The following is a 21,575-nucleotide window of genomic DNA, read 5'->3' on the forward strand; positions in this document are numbered from 1 at the left end:
ACCAAGCTCCACAAATGATCTTGCCGCTGCGAACGACGCCATTGCCCAGGGATGCGCCAGCCCACGGATTGAATTATAAGCCATCAGCGCTTCTTATGTCGTCCAGGATGATATATACGGATGAAGAGTGATTTTGTTGCACAAGGTTCGGCACAAGCCGCACAAAAAATAATGGCGGCGGATGCAGCGGGAATTGCGGAGGCGGCCCGCCTGCTGCGCTGCGGCGGCCTTGTCGCCTTCCCGACCGAGACGGTCTATGGTTTAGGCGCCGACGCGACCTCGGCGGCGGCCGTTGCCCGCATCTATGCGGCAAAAGCGCGGCCGGAGTTCAATCCGCTCATCGCCCATGTTGCCAATCTTGAAGCCGCGCAGGAACAGGGTATTTTTTCCTCCGAGGCATTAGGGCTCGCCAAGGCGTTTTGGCCGGGGCCGCTGACACTGGTCGTTCCCCTCGCACCGCAAGCGACCGTTTGCGCCGCCGCGCGCGCGGGCCAACAAAACATCGCCTTGCGGGTTCCCGCGCATTCGGTTGCGCTTGCGGTTATTTCAGCGGCCGGGCGACCATTGGCTGCGCCGTCCGCCAATCGCTCCGGCCGGGTGAGCCCAGTGACCGCAGCCCATGTCGCCGAGGATCTCGCCGGTGAGATCGATCTTATCCTGGATGGCGGCCGCTGCCCCATGGGGCTTGAATCGACGGTTGTGGACTGTCTCGAAACGCCCCCGCGCCTGCTGCGGCCAGGGGGAATTTCGCGCGCGGAGATCGAGGCCGTCCTGGGCTTTCAGCTTGGAAAGTCCGAAGCGTCAAAAGAATTGCGTTCGCCTGGATTGCTACAGTCCCATTACGCGCCCCGCGCAAAACTCCGTCTCGACGCGGATAGCCTCGCGGAGGGCGAAGCGGGTCTCGATTTCGGCGGCGTTTTTGCGGGGGAAAAAAATGTGCTGGATCTTTCGCCGCGTCGGGACCTTGCGGAAGCAGCGGCGAATTTCTTCAGCTTTCTGCGGGAACTGGATGCCCGCGCACCGCGTCGGATCGCCGTCGCGCCGATCCCCCACGAGGGATTGGGCGAAGCGATCAACGACCGGCTTGTCCGCGCCGCCGCGCCCCGCGAAAATCGCTGAAGCCTTCACATATTCGGATAGTTCGGACCGCCACCGCCTTCGGGCGGCGCCCAATCGATGTTTTGCGCCGGATCCTTGATGTCACAGGTTTTGCAATGGACGCAATTCTGCGCATTGATGACAAAGCGCGGATCTTTCTTGGTCTCCTCGTCGCGGTAGACCACTTCATACACGGCCGCGGGGCAGTAGAGCCGTGCCGGTTCGCCATATTCCGGCAGATTTTTTGCAATCGGAATCGACAGATCCTTCAGGTGAAGATGACACGGCTGGTCCTCCTCGTGATTGGTGTTTGAAACGAACACCGAGGACAGTCGATCGAAGGTCAGTTTGCCATCCGGCTTGGCATAGCGGATGGGCGTCACTTCGGCGAGGGGCTTGAGGCTCGAGTAATCGGGTTTGCCATGCGGAAGAGTCCCCAGCGGCGAAGCGCCGAAAATTTCATTGAGCCACATATCGAAGCCGCCAATCGCAATGCCGGCCCTCGTGCCATATCGTGACCAGAGCGGCTTTGCGTTGCGGACCTTGTAGAGATCGCGGCCGATGGGCGAGCGACGCCATGCGTCCTCATAGCCGCTAAGCTCATCCTGAGCGCGCCCCTCCTTGATCGCGGTCACAGCATGTTCGGCGGCCAGCATTCCGGAATAAATCGCATTGTGCGAACCCTTTATGCGGGGAAGATTCACAAAACCAGCCGCGCAGCCGACCAGCGCACCGCCAGGAAAGACGAGCTTCGGCACCGATTGCCAGCCGCCTTCCGTGATCGCCCTTGCCCCAAACGACAAACGTTGCCCGTCCCGGAACAAGGGCGCGATCGACGGATGCGTTTTGAAGCGCTGAAATTCATCGAAGGGAGACAGCGTCGGATTTGCATAATTGAGATGAACCACAAAACCGACGGATACGAGATTGTCCTCGAAATGATAGAGAAACGACCCGCCGCCGGTATGGTCGTCGAGCGGCCAGCCGAAGGAATGCTGTACGAGACCGGGCTTGTGCAAAGCCGGATCGACTCGCCAAAGCTCCTTTAGACCGATGCCGAATTTCTGCGGTTCACGATCCGCGTCGAGGTGGAACTTGGCGATGATTTCCTTGGCGAGAGACCCCCGTGCCCCTTCCGCAATCAAGGTATATTTTCCGCGCAGCTCAATGCCACGGGTAAAGCCGCTTTTGAGATGGCCATCGCGCCCGACTCCCATATCTCCGGTGGCAATGCCCAAAACCTCTCCCGCATCCCCATACAGCACTTCGGCGCCCGCAAAGCCCGGAAAAATATCGACGCCCAAAGCCTCGGCCTGCTTGCCCAAATAGCGCACAACATTGCCGAGCGAGCCGATGAAATTGCCATGATTGCTCATAAGGCGGGGCATGAAAAAATTGGGCAGGCGGATCGCGCGGCGCGGTCCCAGCACGTAGAACCGGTCCGAACTTACCTTGGTCGTCAAAGGCCGGTCTTCGTCCTGTCGCCATGCGGGTATCAGCTGGTCGAGCGCATGGGGATCGATCACCGCACCAGACAAGATATGGGCGCCAAGTTCGGCGCCTTTTTCCACAACGACCACCGAGAGTTCCGGGTCGAGCTGCTTGATGCGGATCGCAGCCGCAAGGCCCGCAGGGCCGGCGCCGACGATAACGACATCGAAATCCATGCTTTCGCGCGACGGCAAGGGGGGGACGGCCTCGGTCATGATTTATTTCGATCCTGGAATGCCGAATTAATCTGGACTCGTCTTCGTCGGCTGGATGCCCACAAGACGCTGCGCGTGTGGCAAAGGGGAGAAGAACGGCTCAAATACTAAAAGCGAGGGAGTATCGTATTTCCTGGCCCCAAAGCGTACAAAAATACCTATGCCTTTGCCAAGAGGCGTTGAAATGCGACGGAACGGCCGAGATCATGAACAAAAATCTGATTGAGCTGCTGCGCTGGTACACGGAGATGGGGGTCGATATCGCCGTCGACGAGGCTCCGCACGACCGCATCGCGGAAAGCCTGGCCAGCGTCGCCACCCGCGTGGAAAAGCCCGATCCCCTCCCCGCGCCGATGCCGCAGCCCGCGGACGCCGGGCGCCGAGCGATGTCCGAACCGGCGGCAGCGCTTCCGGCCGAGGCTATCGAAGAAACCGCGCGGGAAAGCGCCGCTGCCGCCCAGACCCTCGACGAACTCCGCGAACGGCTCTCGCAATTCGAAGGCTGCGGCCTGAAGGCAACGGCGACCAGGCTGGTGTTTGGCGACGGCAATCCAAATGCAAGCATCATGATCGTCGGTGAGGCGCCGGGCGCTGACGAGGACCGCCAGGGAGTGCCGTTTGTCGGCCGCGCTGGTCAATTACTGGACAAGATGCTGGCTTCGATCGGGCTCGACCGCACAAAGGTTTTTATCGCAAATGTGGTGCCCTGGCGGCCGCCCGGGAACCGCACGCCGACTCCCCTCGAGACGGCGGCCTGTCTTCCCTTCACGCGACGGCAGATCGAACTCGTCGATCCGAAGATTCTGGTCTGCCTCGGCGCTGCGGCAGCCCATACTCTTCTTGGCAGCAAAGATGGGATCATGCGGATGCGGGGACGCTGGTTCAGCTATATGATGGGCACTAAAGAAATCCGAGCGATAGCCATGCTGCATCCTGCTTATCTCCTTCGCCAACCCGGTCAAAAGAAATTGGCATGGCAAGATTTGCGCATGCTCGCCAAGGAAATCGAACGCCTACAATCGATGTGAACTTTTTGAGGAACGAGGATGGCCGGGGACATAGATGATGGCCCGCCGTTGGGCCGATAAACCACGCGGCGAGCCGAGGTCCGCGCCTTTCGAGGAAGCTAGATCCGTAGGCCGCCCAAGTTGAGTTGCTCGCGGAGCTCGGCGAGCTTGTCCTCGCGCCGCTGCGTGACAAGGATCAAGACGACCATATAGAGCGATGTCAGCGAGACGCCGGCTTCCATCCATGGAAAGGGAGGCGAATCGAAAGGCCGGAATCCAAGCGCGCCCGCGACCAGATTTAGGCTGATCCAGCTGCCCAACATAATGGTCAGAATTCCGATGAAACGGGGACGGCCGAGGAAAGCCGTCACGCGATCCACGGTTCGTTGAAGGGGCGTTGCCTTCTGATGGTGCTCGGCATGGAGCCGGGCCAGAGATCGAATCGTCTCTTCGATATGGGACGGAATTATCGGTAGGGAGAGTTTCTCGTCGACCATATGATCCTCGCCCGTCTGCGCCCGAACGCCAGCTTTGTCGCTGCGTCCATCGAAGAGATGCGCCGCGTTTGGACGTCAGCATCGGAACGGCTTGGCGGAAGCCGAAGTTCCCCGCTGCTGTTGTCAACGCTCCCACCACGATGAAAGGAACAACTCATGCCTTTGGTGCTCGCACTCGCCGCCATCCTATTTTTGTTGGTTGGTGCACCCGCAAAGGCACTCCAACCGCTCACCGATGTGGAAAGAGCTGAACTCCGGCCCGCGATTGCCGCGCATGGATGCACAGGTGGCAAGATCGAAGTGGAGAAGGAAAAATACAGGGTCGAAGGAGCCAAGTGCGGCGACGGGCGAAGATATGTTTTGGAGTTCAATGCCGGGTTCGTGCTGACGAACAAGGAATTGGAGTAGTCGATAAGACGGCGAGCTTGAGCTGGCTTGAGAAACGCGGTCCCAGCACCGCCCCGCTGCGGCTCAGGAGCACAATGAAAAGGCGACGCATTTGCGCGTCGCCAAGGTGCCAGAGCTGGGAGGACAGATGCTCTGTGTCCCTCTTGGTAACCCTAAAAGCTTAACAAGGGCGTACGGAATCGCACACCCTGACTCCAGCTTGCGCCTCAAAGCCATGAAATTTGAATAAAATGTTGATTTTGCTGGCGAGAGAGACGGGACTTGAACCCGCGACCTCCGGCGTGACAGGCCGGCGCTCTAACCAACTGAGCTACTCCCCCGCGGAGGCGGCAACGAGGGCCGCACCGGAGACTTGCCGGATAGGATAGGCGCGAGGCCAAGTCAAGCAAAACAAGTTCACGCAAACCAGGCCATCCCGCCCTAGAAACCTCCGTCGGGCTTCCCTAAAGCTGAAGAAGCGACTTCGGCGACCTGGTTTGCGTTGGATTTCCCTGGATCAGACTCCGATCAAACTATGCAGGAACGCCAGGATGCCTTTCCGTGGGGGTGCGGGAGGTGGCTCCGGCTCTCTTTGCTGCCAATTGATCATTGAAAGAGCCAACTTCCGTTGCTCTTCAACCTCTGCGAGACTTTGACGGAGGCTGGCAATGACGCTGTCTTTTTGAAGCAGCTGTTCGCGCAGAAGTTTAATTTCACTGCGTAATGACAGATTCTGAAGAATCAAATTTGTCCCGTCCGGATCGCTCGATTGAGGGTCGGACGAGCTGCTCACTGTTCCAACGGGCGGAAACACACTGTGGAGATCCGCTGGGTCGATGGAATAGGAACTGTCTTCATTTCTTTTGGCTGCGATAGCTCCCTTTTTTACGTAGGCGGAAATCGTTGACTTGGATTTCCCGGTTGCCTTCGCAGCCTGTCCAATGGTGTACATGACGGAACCTGCACCGATCGGATTGACAGTCACTGGACCTTAGCACCGAACAGCCTAGGGCGGAACCATCTTCATGTCATCCGTCTTGCGCTCCTGCAGCAACTAGGGCCGCTCGCTTTGCTATTTTTTCAACCGGAACAAGGGGCTGCATGGGACGTTGCTGATTTTCCAAAAAGAGTCTTTTGGCTGAACCTTGAGGAGAATCAAATGCGTCAAGGCCTCGGCTGGGGTGGCGGCCCAGGTTGGCATGGCTGGCGGAGAGCGGGCGACTGGAAAACTCTGATTTCAAAAGCTGGATGGTGGGCGGTGACGGTCTCGAACCGCCGACCCTCTCGGTGTAAACGAGATGCTCTACCAACTGAGCTAACCGCCCTTAAATCTTCCAACCGTGCCGTGGCTGCCGGGACCGCCTCCCCACGGTCGCCTTGAGGCCCTCGCTTGGCGAGACAAGAACGGGATGCGGAAAAGTGGAAACCGGTTTTCCGCCCCCATTCCGCTCTTAGCATTTGGAATCGATCACGTTCATGATTTAGGTCGCATACTGGGTCTGGAGCGTCAATCCGGTCACGGGGGTCGCGGCGAGCGGCCCGATTTCCAATCAAACCTGGCCGACGCCGGCCTTCGCCTTTTCCGCGGCTTTCTTCCCCAGCCTCCGCTCGTCGAAGCGCTGCAAAACGGTGAAAAATGACGGGACAAATAAAACCGCCAGAAGAGTCGAGGCCAGCATTCCGCTGAAGACCGCAATCCCGATCGATTTGCGCGCCGAAGCGCCGGCGCCGCTTGCAAGAACCAGCGGCACCACACCAAGAATGAAGGCAAAGGACGTCATCAGGATGGGCCGGAAACGCAGCCGCGCCGCTTCAATCGCCGCAGCCATGATTTCCATGCCCTCCGCGCGTTTTTCGCGCGCATATTCGACAATCAGGATCGCGTTTTTGCTCGAAAGGGCAATGAGCAGGATGAGGCCAATCTGCGTATAAAGATTATTGGCGACCCCGAGCCCCATCAGCGCGCCGACGGTGCCGAGCAAAGCAAGCGGCACCGCAAGCAGTACGGCGAGCGGCAGGATCCAGCTTTCATATTGTCCGGCGAGGACAAAATAGACGAGCAGAATCGCAAAGGCGAAAACGTAATAGATCTGTTTGCCGACAGCCTTCTCCTGATAGGACATGGCCGACCATTCATATCCGGCGCTCGGAGGCAAGGTTTTTTGCGCGATCTGTTCCATCAGCGCGAGCGAGTCGCCGGAACTGAATCCCTCCGACGGCGTACCGATGATCGTTGCCGTCGGGTAAAGATTGTAGAGGCTGATCAGTCCAGGCCCCACCACGGTTCGGACATCGACAATGGTGCCAAGCGGCACCATCGTTCCATTGCCAGCTCGCACTTTGAAATTGCGGATGTCGTCGGGCCTGACGCGATATTGTCCCTCGGATTGGATATAGACCTGAAACACGCGGCCGAACTTGTTGAATTGCGTGACATAGTTGGAGCCGATGAAATCCGACAGGGCGGAAAAGACCTGGCCGACAGTGACGCCGAGCGTGGCCGCCTTGACCCGGTCGACCGAGACATAAAGCTGCGGCTCACCGGCACGAAACGAGGTGGTGAGATGGCTGAGGGAGGATTGTGTTTCGCCGTCCTGGACAATGGCGCGCGTTATGTTTTCCAGCATCGCGTAGTCGAAATTTCCGTCCTTCAGTTCAACCTGCATTGTGAAGCCGCTCGCATTGCCGATGCCCTGGATTGGCGGCGGCACGATAACGAAGGTGCTGGCGTCTTCAATTTGATGCAGCGCGCCGTTCAGACCGTTGAAGATGCTGCGCAAATCCTGACCCTTGGCCTTGCTGCGGCTATCCCAATCCTTCAGCATGACATAGGCGACGCCGCCGTTCGATAGGCTGGCGTTATTGTCGAGAACAGACACGCCATTGATCGCCAACACCTGATCGACGCCCGGAAAACCTTGCGCAATGGTGGTGACTTTTTGCATCACCGCCGTGGTGCGTTCCAGCGAAGCGCCGTCCGGAAGCTGCGCCCCGATCAGAACATAGCCCTGATCCTCGATCGGCAAGAATGCGGTCGGAAGCCGGGTTAAGCCCCAGGCCGCGATCCCAATCAAAACGAGCGACACGAACACCATGGCGCCACTTACATGGACCATGCGGCTGATCAAGGCGGCGTAGCCGCGTTCGCAAGCGTCATAGACCCGATTGAATCCGCGATAGAAGATATTGCGCTGTTCTGGCGGCACCGCGGGGCGAAGCCAGAGCGCGCATTGCGTCGGCTTGAGAGTCACCGCATTGATCGCGCTGATGAAGGCGGTGGCCGCGATGACGAGCGCAAATTGCTGATAGAGCTGACCCGTCAGGCCCGGCAAAAAGGCGGCGGGAATGAACACCGCCATCAGAACCAAGGTAATACCTACAATCGGCCCGAACAATTCATCCATGGCCTTTTCAGCCGCGGCCTGCCCGTCCATGCCATCGTCGATATGGCGGGCCACCCCCTCGACAATGACGATCGCATCGTCGACGACGATGCCGATGGCGAGGACGATCGCAAACAGCGTCGACAGGTTGACGGTGAAGCCAAGCGCCCACATTGCCGCGAAAGCCGCGATGAGGGTCACGGGCACGGTCGTCGCCGGTACTAAGGTCGCACGCCAATCCTGCAAGAAAACCAGAATGACGATCAGCACCAGGATCGCGGCCTCGAACAGGGTTTTGTAGACTTCGTGGATCGAGGCCTCGACAAAGACCGTCGTGTCGAACGGAATCGAATAGACAAGCCCCGGCGGGAACCTCTTGGAAAGCTCTTCCATCTTGGCGCGGACTTCCTTCGCGACGTCGATCGCATTCGCCTCCGGCAATTGATAAATACCGATGCCTGCCGCGGGATGGCCGTTGAAGGTGAAGGATTGGCTGTAGGTCTGCGCGCCAAGTTCGACGTGACCGATATCGCCGACGCGGGTGATTTGCCCGCCATTGGCCGCGTCGACTTTTACAATGATCTTCTCATATTCTTTTGGATCGTTGAGGCGGCCGTTGATATTGACCACATATTGGAAATCAACGCCGGCCTGAACCGGGGGCATGCCGATCGCGCCGGCGGTGACCTCTTGGCTTTGCTGTTGGATCGCGGTGACGACGTCGCTCGGCGTCAAGCCGCGCGCCTGAAGAGTCATTGGATCCATCCAGACCCGCATCGCGTACTGGCCCGTGCCGAACACATTGACATTGCCGACTCCCGGCAAACGCGCCAATTCGTTTTGCAGATTGATGACGCCGTAATTTGAGAGAAAAAGACTGTCGAACCGCTCGTCCGGAGAAGACAGAGTCACGAATTGCAGAATCGATGTCGCTCTCTTCTGGGTGATCACGCCCTGAATTTGCACGGCTTGCGGCAATTGCGCCATGGCTCTCGCCACCCGATTCTGGACAAGGACCTGCATGAAGTCGGCATCGCTGCCGATGGCAAAGGTGATCGTGAGCGTGTAGGTGCCATCGCTCGCGCTCGTCGATTGCATGTAAAGCATATGCTCGACGCCGTTCACCTGCTGCTCGATCGGCAGAGCCACAGTGTCGACGACGGTCTTCGCACTGGCGCCGGGATAGCGGGCCGTAACCTGGACAGTCGGCGGCACGACATTTGGATATTGCGCGACCGGCAGCTTGAGGAGCGCCACCCCGCCGATCAGCATCATCACGAACGCCAGAACATTGGCGAGGATCGGCCGCTCGATGAAGAAACGCGACATCATGAGGGCAGCCTCAGCACCGGGCGTTTGGCCGGCCAGCAGGAAAGCAACTCATAATGCAGGGCGGGTCGCCCCGGTTGTTCTGCGTGCGTCGGGCCCGTATCCATGTTCTGGCATATTCCTCAGGCGCGAGATGAATGAAATGGATTTGGCTTTGCGATAAGCAAGAACGATCTAAAGGTTGGAGGCTCCGCTTTTGCCGGCGCCCTGCCCCCCGGTCTCTGCTGCATTGACCTGCCGCGGTGAGACTTTTTGGCCGGGAACGGCACGTTGCGTTCCGCCGACGACGATCAAATCGCCGGGGGCGATCCCGCTGTCTATGGCCCGCAAGCCATCGTCCTGCAAGGGCCCGGTTTTCACCTGCCGCTGCTCCACGATGTCGTCCTGTCCGACCACCAACAGATAGCTGCCCTGCTGCGAGGTGCCGATCGCCGTGTCGGCGACAAACAGCGCCTTGTCCCTTTGGTCGATCGGCACGCGGATGCGCACAAACAGGCCGGGGAGCAACAGATCGTCTTTGTTGTTGAAAATCCCGCGGACCATCAAAGTGCCGGTCGCCGGATCGACTTGCGGGGATACGTAATCGAGATGACCCTTGTGGGGATAGCCGGTTTCCGACTGCAGTCCCAGCTCCACCGGCACCTCGGTGATGTCGATGGCTTTGCCGCCTTCCTCGCGCCGCCTCTCCTTGACGGTAAGGACCTGTGCCTCGCTGACATTGAAATAGGCGTAGATCGGGTCGACTTGAACAATCATCGCAAGCGGCGTCGGCCCGCTGACGCCGACCAGCGCTCCCACATCGACCAAATGATTGGTCACGACGCCATCGAACGGTGCGGTCACTTCCGTGTAACCGAAGTTGATGCTGGCCGTCTCCACCCCCGCTTTCGCGCCGTCGACTCCCGCCAGCGCCTGATCAAGTTTTGCCTTGGCGTCTTCGACCGCGGACACCGAGGCCACAGCCTGTTTTCCCAGCGCGGATTTCCGCCCAAATTCCTGTTGCGCCTGGAGCAGAATGGCCTGCTGGGCGGCGAGCGTGGCCTTCGCCTGATCAAGAGCTGCGGCATAAGTATCGCGTTCAATGCCGAACAGCCTTTGCCCTTTGCTGACCTTGGCGCCGTCTTTGTAGGTTTGCTCGGTGAGGAAGCCCTGGATACGTGCGTTAAGGGTGACCGATTTGAAGGCTTGGGTGTTGCCGGTCAGTTCGAAATAAAGCGTCAGCGGCCGCTCGACCGGCGGAGCGACGGTGACCTTGGCGGGCGGTGGCGGAACATAGGCGTTATGCTTGTCGCATCCGGCGACGCCGAGAGCCAGACCACAGGCAAGAGCTCCCGCGGCGGCGGTCCAGGTCTGCGATAAGAGTCTTGGCCGCTGCATGAACGCTCCCAAATCCGCTCTGTTGGCGGAGCCGATCCGCGGCGTGTCCGACGGCTCGCCGACAAGAGCTTCTACCGAATCAGATGAAATCTTTGCGAATCGATAAGACAGAGTTGACGGAAACGTCGCCCGCTATTTAACGCCTTCAAAAATTGCATAAGCCGAAAATAGCGCAAGGAAAAGGCCGCGTACCTTTCGGCCGCGGCCTTTATCTCTGACTAGGCTGGTTGTCCTCGACTAATGGGCGATCGCGCCGGGAGTTTCCTCCTCCGTAGCAAGCGGCGCCACGGCCTTTGCGTCCTCTTCCCAGACGATCGGCTTCGGTTGACGTATCAAGGCGTAACGCAAGACTTCATCCATACGGGCTACCGGGACGATTTCCAGCGCATTCTTCACCGAGTTCGGAATCTCAGCGAGATCCTTGGCGTTTTCCTCAGGGATCAGGACCATCTTCAGGCCACCGCGCAAAGCGGCCAAAAGCTTCTCCTTCAACCCGCCAATCGGAAGGACCCGACCGCGCAAGGTGATCTCGCCGGTCATCGCGATATCCCGCCTGATCGGAATGCCCGTCATGATCGACACGATGGCGGTTGCCATGGCGACGCCGGCCGAGGGACCGTCCTTGGGAGTAGCGCCCTCGGGAACGTGGACATGGATGTCACGCCGGTCGAAGACCGGAGGCTCGATGCCAAAATCGACGGCCCGCGAGCGGACATAGGACGCCGCCGCCGAGATCGATTCCTTCATGACATCGCGCAGATTTCCGGTCACCGTCATGCGGCCCTTGCCGGGCATCATCACGCCTTCGATGGTCAGCAACTCGCCGCCGACTTCCGTCCAGGCCAGACCGGTCACGACACCAACCTGATCCTCGGTTTCGGCCTCGCCGTAGCGGAACTTCGGCACGCCGAGGAAATCGGGCAGATTCTGCTCGGTAACCGCGACTTGCTTCGTCTCGCCCGTGAGGATCTGCTTGACCGCCTTCCGCGCCAGCTTGGACAGTTCGCGCTCGAGGTTGCGGACCCCCGCCTCACGTGTGTAGCGCCGGATCAGCAGGATCAGGCCGGCATCGTCGATCGACCACTCCTTGAGCGCGAGACCGTGTTTCTTGAGCCCCGCCGGGATCAAATGGCGACGCGCGATCTCGACCTTTTCGTCCTCGGTGTATCCGGCGATGCGGATAATCTCCATACGATCCATCAACGGCGCCGGAATATTCAACGTATTCGCGGTCGTGACGAACATCACGTTCGACAGATCATAGTCGACTTCGAGATAGTGATCGTTGAAGCAGTGATTCTGCTCCGGATCGAGAACTTCAAGAAGCGCCGACGAAGGATCGCCCCGGAAATCCATTCCCATCTTATCGATCTCATCGAGCAAGAAGAGCGGATTGGAGCTCTTGGCCTTGCGCATCGACTGAATGATCTTGCCGGGCATGGAGCCAATATAGGTGCGCCGATGCCCGCGGATTTCAGCCTCGTCGCGCACGCCGCCGAGCGACATCCGGACGAATTCACGTCCGGTCGCCTTGGCGATCGATTTACCGAGCGAAGTCTTGCCGACGCCGGGAGGACCGACGAGGCAGAGGATGGGCCCGGTCAACTTATTGGCCCGGCTTTGAACCGCAAGATATTCGACGATCCGTTCCTTGACCTTTTCGAGACCAAAATGCTCGCTATCGAGCACGTTCTCGGCAATCGTCAGATCTTTCTTGATCTTCGAGCGCTTGTTCCACGGAATCGTCAGCAGCCAGTCGAGGTAATTGCGCACGACGGTGGCTTCCGCCGACATCGGCGACATCTGGCGCAGCTTCTTCAGTTCCGCGGTCGCCTTGTCGCGCGCTTCCTTCGAAAGCTTGGTCGTCTTGATCCGTTCCTCGATTTCGGCAAGATCGTCCTTGCCGTCCTCATCGCCGAGTTCCTTCTGAATAGCCTTCATCTGCTCATTCAGATAATACTCGCGCTGGGTCTTCTCCATCTGCCGCTTGACACGGGTGCGGATGCGTTTTTCGACCTGCAGAACCGAGATCTCGCTCTCCATGAGGGCCAGACATTTTTCGAGTCTCTTGGCGATCGAAATGGTCTCGAGCACAGCCTGCTTGTCATTGATCTTGACCGCCAGATGGGAAGCGATGGTGTCGGCGAGCTTGGAATAATCGTCGATCTGGGTGACCGCGGCCACGACTTCCGGCGAGATCTTCTTGTTGAGCTTCACATAGCCTTCGAATTCGGCGACGACGGAACGCGCAAGCGCTTCGACCTCGACTTTGTCGACCGGCTCCTCAAGGACCGCTTCCGCATCGGCTTCGTAGAAATCATCCGTGCGGGTATAGCCCTGCACCTTGGCGCGCACCTGTCCTTCGACAAGCACCTTGACGGTCCCGTCAGGCAATTTCAAAAGCTGCAACACCGAAGCCAGCGTTCCGGTTGTGAAAATCGCTTCTGTCGCTGGATCGTCGTCGGCGGCCGTCATCTGCGTCGCGAGCAGAATAAGCTTGTCGGTTTTCATCACCTCTTCGAGCGCGCGAATCGATTTCTCGCGGCCCACGAACAGCGGCACGATCATATGCGGAAACACCACAATGTCGCGCAACGGAAGCACGGGATAGCTTTCGGTCGTACCGGGGCGAACAGGTTCGCGTTTCTGGGTCATTTCATCGTCCTATTCGTCGAGACTACGGAGCAATATTGCTGAGATGGCAGCGCGGCTCTTGAGTTTCAAGAAGTCCTTGTCAGGACCGCGTTGCCTTTTATGACGCAGACGGCTTACAGCTCGTAGAGATCGCGGACCAAGGCTCAAGCGCTCGTGCCACTCTTTTCGCTTCGTTCCGCATAGATGTAGAGTGGGCGGGATTTGCCCTCGACCACGTCGGGGCCGATAACAACTTGTTCGACGCTGTCGAGGCCGGGAAGATCGAACATGGTGTCGAGCAGAATGCCTTCCATGATGGAGCGCAAGCCGCGGGCGCCGGTGCGCCGCTCGATGGCCTTTTTGGCGACGACGTTGAGGGCCTCGTCCTGGAAAGTAAGCTCGGTGTTCTCCATTTCGAACAAGCGCTGATATTGCTTGACGAGCGCGTTCTTGGGCTCGGTGAGGATTTTCTTCAGGGCGTCCTCATCGAGATCCTCAAGCGTCGCGATGACCGGCAATCTGCCCACGAATTCGGGGATCAGCCCGAATTTCAGCAAATCCTCCGGTTCAACTCTCCGCAGGATCTCGCCGGTTCTGCGATCGTCGGGTGACTGCACGATCGCGCCAAAACCGATCGAAGTGCTTTTTCCGCGTGTCGAAATGATTTTCTCGAGCCCGGCGAAGGCGCCGCCGCAGATGAACAGAATATTTGTCGTATCGACCTGCAAGAATTCCTGCTGCGGGTGTTTGCGCCCACCCTGCGGCGGCACCGACGCGACCGTGCCTTCCATGATCTTCAAAAGCGCCTGCTGGACGCCTTCGCCGGACACGTCGCGGGTGATCGAAGGATTGTCGGACTTGCGGGAAATCTTGTCGATTTCATCGATGTAGACGATCCCGCGCTGCGCCCGCTCGACGTTATAATCGGAGGCCTGAAGCAGTTTCAAAATGATGTTTTCAACATCCTCACCCACATAGCCGGCTTCGGTGAGCGTCGTGGCGTCCGCCATGGTGAAGGGCACGTCGAGAATCCGCGCCAAGGTCTGCGCGAGCAGGGTCTTGCCCGACCCGGTCGGCCCGATCAGAAGAATATTCGATTTCGCCAGCTCGACGTCATTGTGTTTGGTCGCGTGGTTGAGGCGCTTGTAGTGATTATGTACGGCGACCGACAAGACACGCTTGGCCTGCGGCTGGCCGATCACATAATCGTCCAGGACTTTGCAGATTTCCTTGGGTGTCGGAATGCCGTCCCGGCTCTTCACCAGGGAGGACTTGTTTTCCTCCCGGATGATGTCCATGCATAGTTCGACGCATTCGTCGCAGATAAACACGGTCGGCCCGGCAATGAGCTTGCGGACCTCATGCTGGCTCTTGCCGCAAAATGAGCAATAGAGCGTGTTTTTCGAGTCGCTGCCGCCGACCTTAGTCATGGAAAGTCTCCGTATTGGCCGAAGCCATGTGCTGCTAACTCCGGTCGGTGTCGTTGGCTGAAGTATGCTGCTTCCGCCACAGGCTGGCGGAGACGCATGAACCCGCCAAGAATGCCCACCGCAAACTCTATCCTAGTCCTGCTTTCCTTCAAACCATGCCCCGACCGCAGGCCGTTACTTTCCAATGTGTTGTTTCGCTTGCCGCCACTCGACTTGTTAAGTCCGGTGCCATTCATCACCGGCTTTCGCCGCGAGTCTAGCATCAACCTAACCATACGTTCCCACATTGGTTGCGCCAAATCGCACACGAAAGAAAATATAAGCAATTTACGTACCAATACAATCCTTCGTTCTTTGTCCGTTTCCTGACTTGGCCTACGCCGCTGCCCTTAAGCCTTCAGCCCGTTAAAGACCGATTCTCGATGCTGCCCGCTGTCCATTAATAAACAGGCAAAAACCCGCTTCGATAGACCTATTTGCTCTCCGGCAGCGGAAGGTCGTCCGGCCGCTTGACGATGACATGGTCGACGATGCCGAACTCCTTTGCATCGTCGGCGGACATGAAATGGTCGCGGTCGAGGGTTTTCTCGATCGTTTCGTAATCGCGGCCGGTGTGTTTCACGTAGATCTCGTTCAGCCGCTTCTTGATTTTCATAATGTCTTCGGCGTGCCGAAGAATATCGGAAGCCTGACCTTGGAATCCGCCGGACGGCTGATGCACCATGATCCGTGCATTCGGCAAGGCGTAGCGCATGTTCTCCGCGCCGGCGCACAACAGAAGCGAGCCCATCGAGGCAGCCTGGCCGACGCAAAGGGTCGACACCTTCGGCCGAATGAATTGAATCGTATCGTAGATCGCAAGGCCCGCCGTCACGACGCCGCCCGGCGAGTTGATATACATCGAGATTTCCTTCTTGGGGTTTTCCGCCTCCAGGAACAAAAGCTCGGCGATAATCACGGAGGCCATATGGTCCTCGACGGGTCCCGTCAGGAAAATCAGCCTTTCGCGCAGCAGCCGCGAATAGATATCGAAACCCCGCTCGCCGCGGCTGGTGTTCTCGATGACCTGGGGAATCAGGTAATTGTCATAGATTTCAATCGGATCGCGATCGCGCATGGCGCAGTCTTTCCTGGTAAGGATCTCGTCCAAGACGGGCCGGCATCACCTGGCAGGCCCAGCGGGCGAGATGTCTGAGGTACCCCTTGGTTTGAAAAGATAGCATATTGCAGGTGGCGGGCCAGAAAACCTTACCCACTGGTAAACTTGGTGGAGCGCGGTCGCCTCGGCGGCTCATTTTTCGCTGTCGACCGCGGCCTCCTCATCTTCCTCCGCGCTGGCCGCCTTCAGGAGCTCCTCCTTGGAGACCTTTTTATCGGTCACCTTGACCTGAGCGATAATGTGATCGACGACTTTTTCCTCAAACAAGGGAGCCCTGATTTCGGCCAAAGCCTGGGGGTTCTTTCGGTAATAGTCCCAAACGACCTGTTCCTGACCGGGGAAAGCCCGCGCCCGCTGAGCCAGAGCCTGGCTGACTTCCTCGTCCGAGACTTTGATCTCCGCCTTGTCGCCGACTTCGGCCAATAGCAAACCAAGCCGCACCCGGCGTTCGGCTATTTTTTGATATTCAGCCCGCGCCGCTACTTCGGTCGTGCCCTCGTCTTCATAGCTGCGCCCGCTCCGGCGTTGTTCGGCTTCAACCTTCCGCCAGACCGTTTCGAACTCCTGGGTGACCAATCCCTCGGGCACTTCGAATACATATTTGTTGTCGAGAGCATCGAGGAGATCGCGCTTCCATTTGCCGCGCGAGGCCGCAAGGTGGTCGCGTTCGATGTTTGCGCGAACGGTCTCCTTCAACTTGCCTAGATCTTCCAAGCCGAAGCCTTTGGCGAAGGCATCATCGATCGTAATTTCGCCGGGTGCCGCCGCCGCCTTGAGCGTCACATCGAAGGTCGCCTCCTTGCCCGCGAGCTTGGCGGCGCTGTAATCCTCCGGAAAAGTCACGGCAATCGTCCGGCTTTCGCCGATCTTCATGCCTTCGACTTGCGATTCGAAGCCGGGAAGAAAGCTGCCCGAACCCAGCACGACATCGATATTTTCGCCGGCACCCCCCTCGAAGGCTTCACCGTCGATCTTGCCGACAAAGTCCAATGTGACCTTGTCCCCGTTTTCTGCAAGGGCTTCCCCCTCTTTGGGCGTGTAGGCCCGATTTTGTTCGGCAAGCCGGTTCATGACCAGATCGACCTCGCTGTCGGGAACATCGACGATCAGCCGTTCGATGGCGATCTCTTCGAACCCGCCCAACTCGATCTTCGGCAAGACTTCGAGCGCGACCGTGAAGGCGAAATCGGCCTGCGCTTCAAACACTTTTTCGATTTCGTCCTTGTCGCCGCCCAAATCGATCTTGGGCTCCGTGGCGAGCCGCAGCTGATTGTCTTCGACAATCTTGCGATTGGCTTCGTTGACGGCGTCCTGGACAACTTCCGCCATGATCGAGCGGCCGTAGAGCCGCTTCAAATGCGAAACCGGAACTTTGCCCGGCCGAAACCCATCGATCCGAGCCTTGGCCCTGACCTCGGCGAGCTGACCTTCGACGCGCTCCGCCAGATCGGTGGCGGGAATCACCACCTTGAATTCCCGCTTGAGGCCCTGCGAGAGGGTTTCCGTAACCTGCATCTTACTAAACCTTTTTTGACTGCGTCGCCTTAGAGCAGGTCCTTAAAAAAGTTACCAGACTTTTCGACAAGAACCCGCCGCAACTGTTTGATTTCAACCGAGTCCTTGAACCTCAAATGAGGCCATCCGACCGCGATATACAAGACCTAACTTTCACTTTGAGAGGGGCTCGGCTGGCGAGGCGCGGCCGTTTTGCCGGTTGATCGTCGACCCCACGCTCCCGGAGACCGCTCAAAGATTTGGTGCGGGCGGAGGGACTCGAACCCCCACGATTTTCACCACCGGAACCTAAATCCGGCGCGTCTACCAGTTCCGCCACGCCCGCCACATATTTCAAAGGCTTAAGGTTCAAGCCGCGCCTCCCGCAGCCAGGTCGCGGAGCTAACGCTCCTCCAGCGGCGCTCTCAACCACCCCAAGGCACGCTACGAAGTTAATTTTGGATGACGGCTGTATATCGGTCTGCTCTCGATACCTCAAGCTCTCCTGAGCAGGTATTTTCCAAGATCATCCGATGGGGTCTGGGCGATAAATCTGACACGACAAAGCCGCTCGGAGAAATGAGCGGTGGCCGCCTGCTGATGAAGTTGCGAGACGAGAGACTTCAGGGCGAGGGAAGCCTTGTCGAAGGGATGACCGGCAGCCACCGCTTTTACGGCTTCCGGGCAAACTACCCCCAGACTTCCTGGCGGTATTTGCCGTAGTTGGATTGGCCTCCGGACTACACGTTCCGGGTGCCGCTTGGCCGTCGGTGCAATTAAGACGACGAAACGCTGATATGGCTCGACTCGTTCTGGCTCAAGCTGGAGGCGGAAGTTCCGACGGGTTCTATCGAAACGACTTCAAAAATATGGAACTCGCTTTCCTCCCGGATCGAAACATGGTCTCCCAAAATGAACCGGTCGGTAATGAAGTCGTGGCTGGTCGCGTTTTCGGAATGATCGCCCTCGAATTGGAAGGCCCAGCTGCGACCGGATTTCCTCAGCAAATGGGCAGTTTCGACCGCCGCGGCCGGCCTAAGGCGAATAATCCCACAAAACTCATGATAAAGGCGCCACAAAACGCTATCGATTCTTCCGTTGCCATCGATGGGCGCGATAAGAATGTATCCAATGGATTGAGCGCGCTGCCGCCGGCCTCTGTCGCTTGCAGGCTCCAGCCGAATGCGCAGAAAACTTGCAGGAAGTTCTGCCCAGGTGATTTTTGCGATTTGGGCCAATCGTTGCATGTCGCCCTAGCTTGCTGAGAAATTAAAGACAAAATTCCGGTCGACGTTGAAGCTGATCTTAGAGCGATAAGTTTGAGCGCGCTGTGCGTTGAAACAGCGACCCAGCCCGCGAACGGAATAGGAGCTAAATTGCAGCAAGCGGCGACAGATGAACAAAGTCTCGCTTTGCGTGCTCAGTCAGACCGGAGGTTCCCCACCCGACGATTTCCGAAGTTCTTGCGCCATCTCGCGCGCAAAAGAAGCGCAGCGATGGTCGAATTTTTGAACAAAATCGGACCAGGGCGAGGCGTTTTCAAAGAACGCAGCGTAGGCCTGCAATTGCGCAGCCGCGATATCCTGTGGCTTAGCGCTTTGGTTGAGTCCAGCCAGCGAATGCCCTAATTCCCTCATCGCGGCGACATAGGGGACGGCCTGGCGGCTCAGGGCGTCGGCGTAGGCCTTCTGAATATCCAACGCGAAATGTTGAAAACGCTTCACATTCTCATCGAGACCGTTGGTGCCCGGCGCCGGGAAGCCCGGCCACATCAGGAAGGTTAAGGACCGGTCCGATCCTAATGGAGACGTGTGATCATTTGGATTTATCACGCTCATGGTTCCCATCCAGAGGTTTCCGACGGGCCAAGTCGGATGTACCGCACCCGCTAATAGCCAAAGCCGATGTCAAACGTCATTGACGCAGATCAACAGGGCCGTTGATGGAGCGGTCTGTTGCCTTGCGCGGGGACAATAGACGCCCAAGATAGGGATAAGCCGTCTGGCTATAGGCGGCATGACATTCGCGGAGATCAGCAGACAATGCAGGAAAATTTCCCTGACAAACCAGGTGTCATCGCCCTGCCCCCGGTGATCCTAGGCGGAGCCGTCGCGCTCGGATTAATTCTTAATTTTATTTGGCCGGCGAATTTCTTGCCCCGCGAGCTTGCCATTCCGCTCGGCATACTCATTGCCCTCGGCGCCGTTGGCCTCGCTTTTTTGGCGGTTCGAGAAATGCACGCCGCGAACACGCCCCTGGACGTCCGCAAAGCCTCGAAGGACATCGTATCATCCGGCATCTTTCGCTTCACTCGCAATCCGATTTATCTGGGAATGGTTGTTCTGTGCGTGGGCATTGCCTTTCTCATAAATTCCCTGTGGATACTTTGCCTTGCGGTGCCGCTTGCGTTTATTCTCCAAAAGGGTGTCATCGAACGGGAAGAGGCCTATCTCGAGCGAAAGTTCGGTGAAAAATATTTGCGCTATAAGGCGAGTGTCCGCCGTTGGCTATGACAGAGTCAGCGTGACCGCGACCTCCTGTTCACTTAAGGATTTTTGATGCCGCCCTCGTGTGCGACCCTCAGTCGTCGGCTTTTTCTTGGGCAGACGATCGCCAGCGTGCTGACCCTGCCGGCTAGGGCGGACTCCTCTCCCCATGCTGCGGACAATTTTCATATCCTCGAAGCAAGACCCGGCAGCCTTCGCCTTGTACCGGTGCCCGGCGTTGCAACCGACGTCTGGGGATATAATGGAGAAGTCCCTGGGCCGCTCCTGCGTTTTAAGAAAGGCGAGGAGGTTAAGGTCCGGCTCATCAACAAGCTCGAACAGGACACAACTCTGACTTGGCATGGCGTGCGGATTATCAACGCCATGGATGGTGTGGCCGGCCTCACTCAAAAGCCGGTGCCGCCGGGCGAATCCTTCGATTATCGCTTCATCCCCCCGGACAGCGGGCTTTACTGGTACCATCCGCACCTCTTGTCCTCGATTCGCGAACAGATCGATCGCGGCCTTTATGGCGTCATGATTGTTGACGAGCCGGAACCACCTCCAGCCGATCGCAACATGCTCGTCGTGATTGCTGATTGGAAGCTCGACGAAAAAAACCAAATCACCGGCGGGCGCGACACTCAAGCCGATCGCGGCGGCGAGCGGAACGCTGCGCGGGTCACCGTCAATTCACGGATTGCCCCTATCGCTGAAACGCTGCCGCCCTGTTCGCGATTGCGGCTGCGTATTTTGAGCGCCGTGGACACAAGGCTGATCCAGATCCGCTTTACCGGGGTGAAACCTCTGATCCTGGCGCTTGACGGTCAACCTTGCGAAGCCTTCGAACCGGCGGGGCAGACACTACCCCTTGGACCTGGTGCGCGTTTCGATGTCATGCTCGATCTTCCGGCGGAGGCCGGACAAGAGGCGCATGTCATGCTGCTCGGCGAGGATGAGCCGGACAGCGTTCTGCTTTCCTTCAAAACGATGGGCGAAAAGCGGGCGCCGCTGTCCCCCATTGTCTCGCTGGCACCAAATCCGCTCCTGCCCACGCAAATCAAGCTGCAGGCCGCCCGCAGGATTACGATCACGATGGAGGCGGTCCTCGGTGCCGCGCCGGCAATGGCCAACGCATCGGATCGGTCGTTAAATTGGAAGCTCAATGGTGTCGCCCGGGACGGGTTTGCCCCCGCTCCGCTGTTCTCGGTCAAACGCGGAACCCCGGTCACTCTGGCGTTCATCAATCAGACGGCCGTCGTCCAGCAAATGCATGTGCATGGGCATGTGATGCGCCTGCTGCATGATCTCGACGATGGCTGGGAGCCCTATTGGCGAGACGCCGTTCTCGTTCCGGAAGGAAAAACCAAGCACGTCGCCTTTGTTGCGGACAATCCCGGCAAATGGGCGATCGATTGCCTGTTAGCCGGGCGGCTGGCACATGGGATGGCCACATGGTTCGAGGTGACCTGAAGCAACCCTTGGCCGACAAGCGCTAGAGGCTTGCTGTCAATTGTGCGCCGGGCGCATTTTCTTGACAAAGAGGCTGACGATCAAAGCATGCGCGCCAACACGACATAAAGCGGCA

The 21,575-nt window shown here is 58.3% G+C and carries 18 protein-coding genes and 3 tRNA genes; 6 read left to right on the forward strand and 15 right to left on the reverse strand.

All coding sequences use genetic code 11. The annotated features are described in order from the left end of the window. The first annotated feature begins 120 nt into the window (after positions 1-120). Positions 121-1,119: a threonylcarbamoyl-AMP synthase gene (locus CU048_02780; protein QBR70377.1), complete on the forward strand. Its 999-nt coding sequence runs from the start codon at positions 121-123 to the stop codon at positions 1,117-1,119. A gap of 5 nt (positions 1,120-1,124) precedes the next feature. Here the strand turns inward: CU048_02780 and CU048_02785 are convergent, their stop codons facing one another. After that, a complete protein-coding gene (locus tag CU048_02785) occupies positions 1,125-2,804 on the reverse strand; it encodes an electron transfer flavoprotein-ubiquinone oxidoreductase (protein QBR70378.1) in 1,680 nt (559 codons plus the stop codon). Positions 2,805-3,010: 206 nt separating this feature from the next. On the opposite strand from CU048_02785, the gene CU048_02790 reads away from it, so the two are divergent. Further along, positions 3,011-3,832, forward strand: a complete 822-nt coding sequence (locus CU048_02790; GenBank protein ID QBR72611.1) for a uracil-DNA glycosylase — start codon at positions 3,011-3,013, stop codon at positions 3,830-3,832. Between the two features lie 98 nt (positions 3,833-3,930). Here the strand turns inward: CU048_02790 and CU048_02795 are convergent, their stop codons facing one another. Next, a complete protein-coding gene (locus tag CU048_02795) occupies positions 3,931-4,308 on the reverse strand; it encodes a hypothetical protein (GenBank protein ID QBR70379.1) in 378 nt (125 codons plus the stop codon). A 156-nt stretch (positions 4,309-4,464) separates the two neighbouring features. Between CU048_02795 and CU048_02800 the strand changes: the two genes are divergently transcribed. Further along, entirely contained in the window at positions 4,465-4,716 is a 252-nt protein-coding gene (locus CU048_02800) for a hypothetical protein (protein QBR70380.1), read from the forward strand. Between the two features lie 243 nt (positions 4,717-4,959). On the opposite strand, the gene CU048_02805 is transcribed toward CU048_02800, so the two are convergent. From CU048_02805 to CU048_02855, 11 genes are all read right to left on the reverse strand, one after another. Beyond that, positions 4,960-5,036: transfer RNA gene (locus CU048_02805), tRNA-Asp, on the reverse strand. A 176-nt stretch (positions 5,037-5,212) separates the two neighbouring features. Next, positions 5,213-5,647 carry a recombinase gene (locus CU048_02810; GenBank protein QBR70381.1) on the reverse strand — a complete coding sequence of 145 codons (435 nt, stop codon included), beginning with the start codon at positions 5,645-5,647 and terminating at the stop codon, positions 5,213-5,215. A 297-nt stretch (positions 5,648-5,944) separates the two neighbouring features. After that, positions 5,945-6,020, reverse strand: a tRNA-Val gene (locus CU048_02815). A gap of 225 nt (positions 6,021-6,245) precedes the next feature. Further along, the gene (locus CU048_02820) at positions 6,246-9,410 is read right to left on the reverse strand and encodes a hydrophobe/amphiphile efflux-1 family RND transporter (GenBank protein QBR70382.1); all 3,165 of its coding nucleotides are present in this window, start codon (positions 9,408-9,410) and stop codon (positions 6,246-6,248) included. A 171-nt stretch (positions 9,411-9,581) separates the two neighbouring features. Then, complete coding sequence (locus CU048_02825) at positions 9,582-10,784, reverse strand: efflux transporter periplasmic adaptor subunit (protein ID QBR70383.1); 1,203 nt, start codon at positions 10,782-10,784, stop codon at positions 9,582-9,584. 237 nt (positions 10,785-11,021) lie between these two features. Continuing rightward, positions 11,022-13,439, reverse strand: coding sequence for an endopeptidase La (locus CU048_02830; GenBank protein QBR70384.1), 2,418 nt, complete (start codon positions 13,437-13,439; stop codon positions 11,022-11,024). Positions 13,440-13,582: 143 nt separating this feature from the next. Beyond that, complete coding sequence (locus CU048_02835; GenBank protein ID QBR70385.1) at positions 13,583-14,848, reverse strand: ATP-dependent Clp protease ATP-binding subunit ClpX; 1,266 nt, start codon at positions 14,846-14,848, stop codon at positions 13,583-13,585. Continuing rightward, entirely contained in the window at positions 14,845-15,135 is a 291-nt protein-coding gene (locus CU048_02840; GenBank protein ID QBR70386.1) for a hypothetical protein, read from the reverse strand. The genes CU048_02835 and CU048_02840 overlap by 4 nt, the downstream gene beginning before the upstream one ends. 185 nt (positions 15,136-15,320) lie before the next feature. Beyond that, a complete protein-coding gene (clpP, locus tag CU048_02845) occupies positions 15,321-15,965 on the reverse strand; it encodes an ATP-dependent Clp protease proteolytic subunit (protein ID QBR70387.1) in 645 nt (214 codons plus the stop codon). A 174-nt stretch (positions 15,966-16,139) separates the two neighbouring features. After that, a complete protein-coding gene (locus tag CU048_02850) occupies positions 16,140-17,522 on the reverse strand; it encodes a trigger factor (protein QBR70388.1) in 1,383 nt (460 codons plus the stop codon). Between the two features lie 240 nt (positions 17,523-17,762). Continuing rightward, a tRNA-Leu gene (locus CU048_02855) sits at positions 17,763-17,847 on the reverse strand. 116 nt (positions 17,848-17,963) lie between these two features. Here CU048_02855 and CU048_02860 point away from each other — a divergent pair. Continuing rightward, entirely contained in the window at positions 17,964-18,224 is a 261-nt protein-coding gene (locus CU048_02860; GenBank protein ID QBR70389.1) for a hypothetical protein, read from the forward strand. Positions 18,225-18,277: 53 nt separating this feature from the next. Here CU048_02860 and CU048_02865 read toward each other — a convergent pair whose 3' ends face one another. Both CU048_02865 and CU048_02870 read right to left on the reverse strand, forming a co-directional pair. Next, on the reverse strand, positions 18,278-18,748 hold the full coding sequence (locus CU048_02865; GenBank protein QBR70390.1) for a hypothetical protein: 471 nt from the start codon (positions 18,746-18,748) through the stop codon (positions 18,278-18,280). 177 nt (positions 18,749-18,925) lie between these two features. After that, a complete protein-coding gene (locus CU048_02870) occupies positions 18,926-19,273 on the reverse strand; it encodes a hypothetical protein (protein QBR70391.1) in 348 nt (115 codons plus the stop codon). A 270-nt stretch (positions 19,274-19,543) separates the two neighbouring features. Here CU048_02870 and CU048_02875 point away from each other — a divergent pair, with 270 nt between their 5' ends. Together CU048_02875 and CU048_02880 are read left to right on the forward strand one after the other, a co-directional pair. Beyond that, entirely contained in the window at positions 19,544-20,014 is a 471-nt protein-coding gene (locus CU048_02875; GenBank protein ID QBR70392.1) for an isoprenylcysteine carboxylmethyltransferase family protein, read from the forward strand. Between the two features lie 45 nt (positions 20,015-20,059). Beyond that, the gene (locus CU048_02880) at positions 20,060-21,460 is read left to right on the forward strand and encodes a copper oxidase (protein ID QBR70393.1); all 1,401 of its coding nucleotides are present in this window, start codon (positions 20,060-20,062) and stop codon (positions 21,458-21,460) included. Positions 21,461-21,575 lie beyond the last annotated feature (115 nt).

It is taken from the genome of Beijerinckiaceae bacterium (assembly GCA_004564215.1).
In the GTDB taxonomy this organism is placed as follows: domain Bacteria; phylum Pseudomonadota; class Alphaproteobacteria; order Rhizobiales; family Beijerinckiaceae; genus Methylocapsa.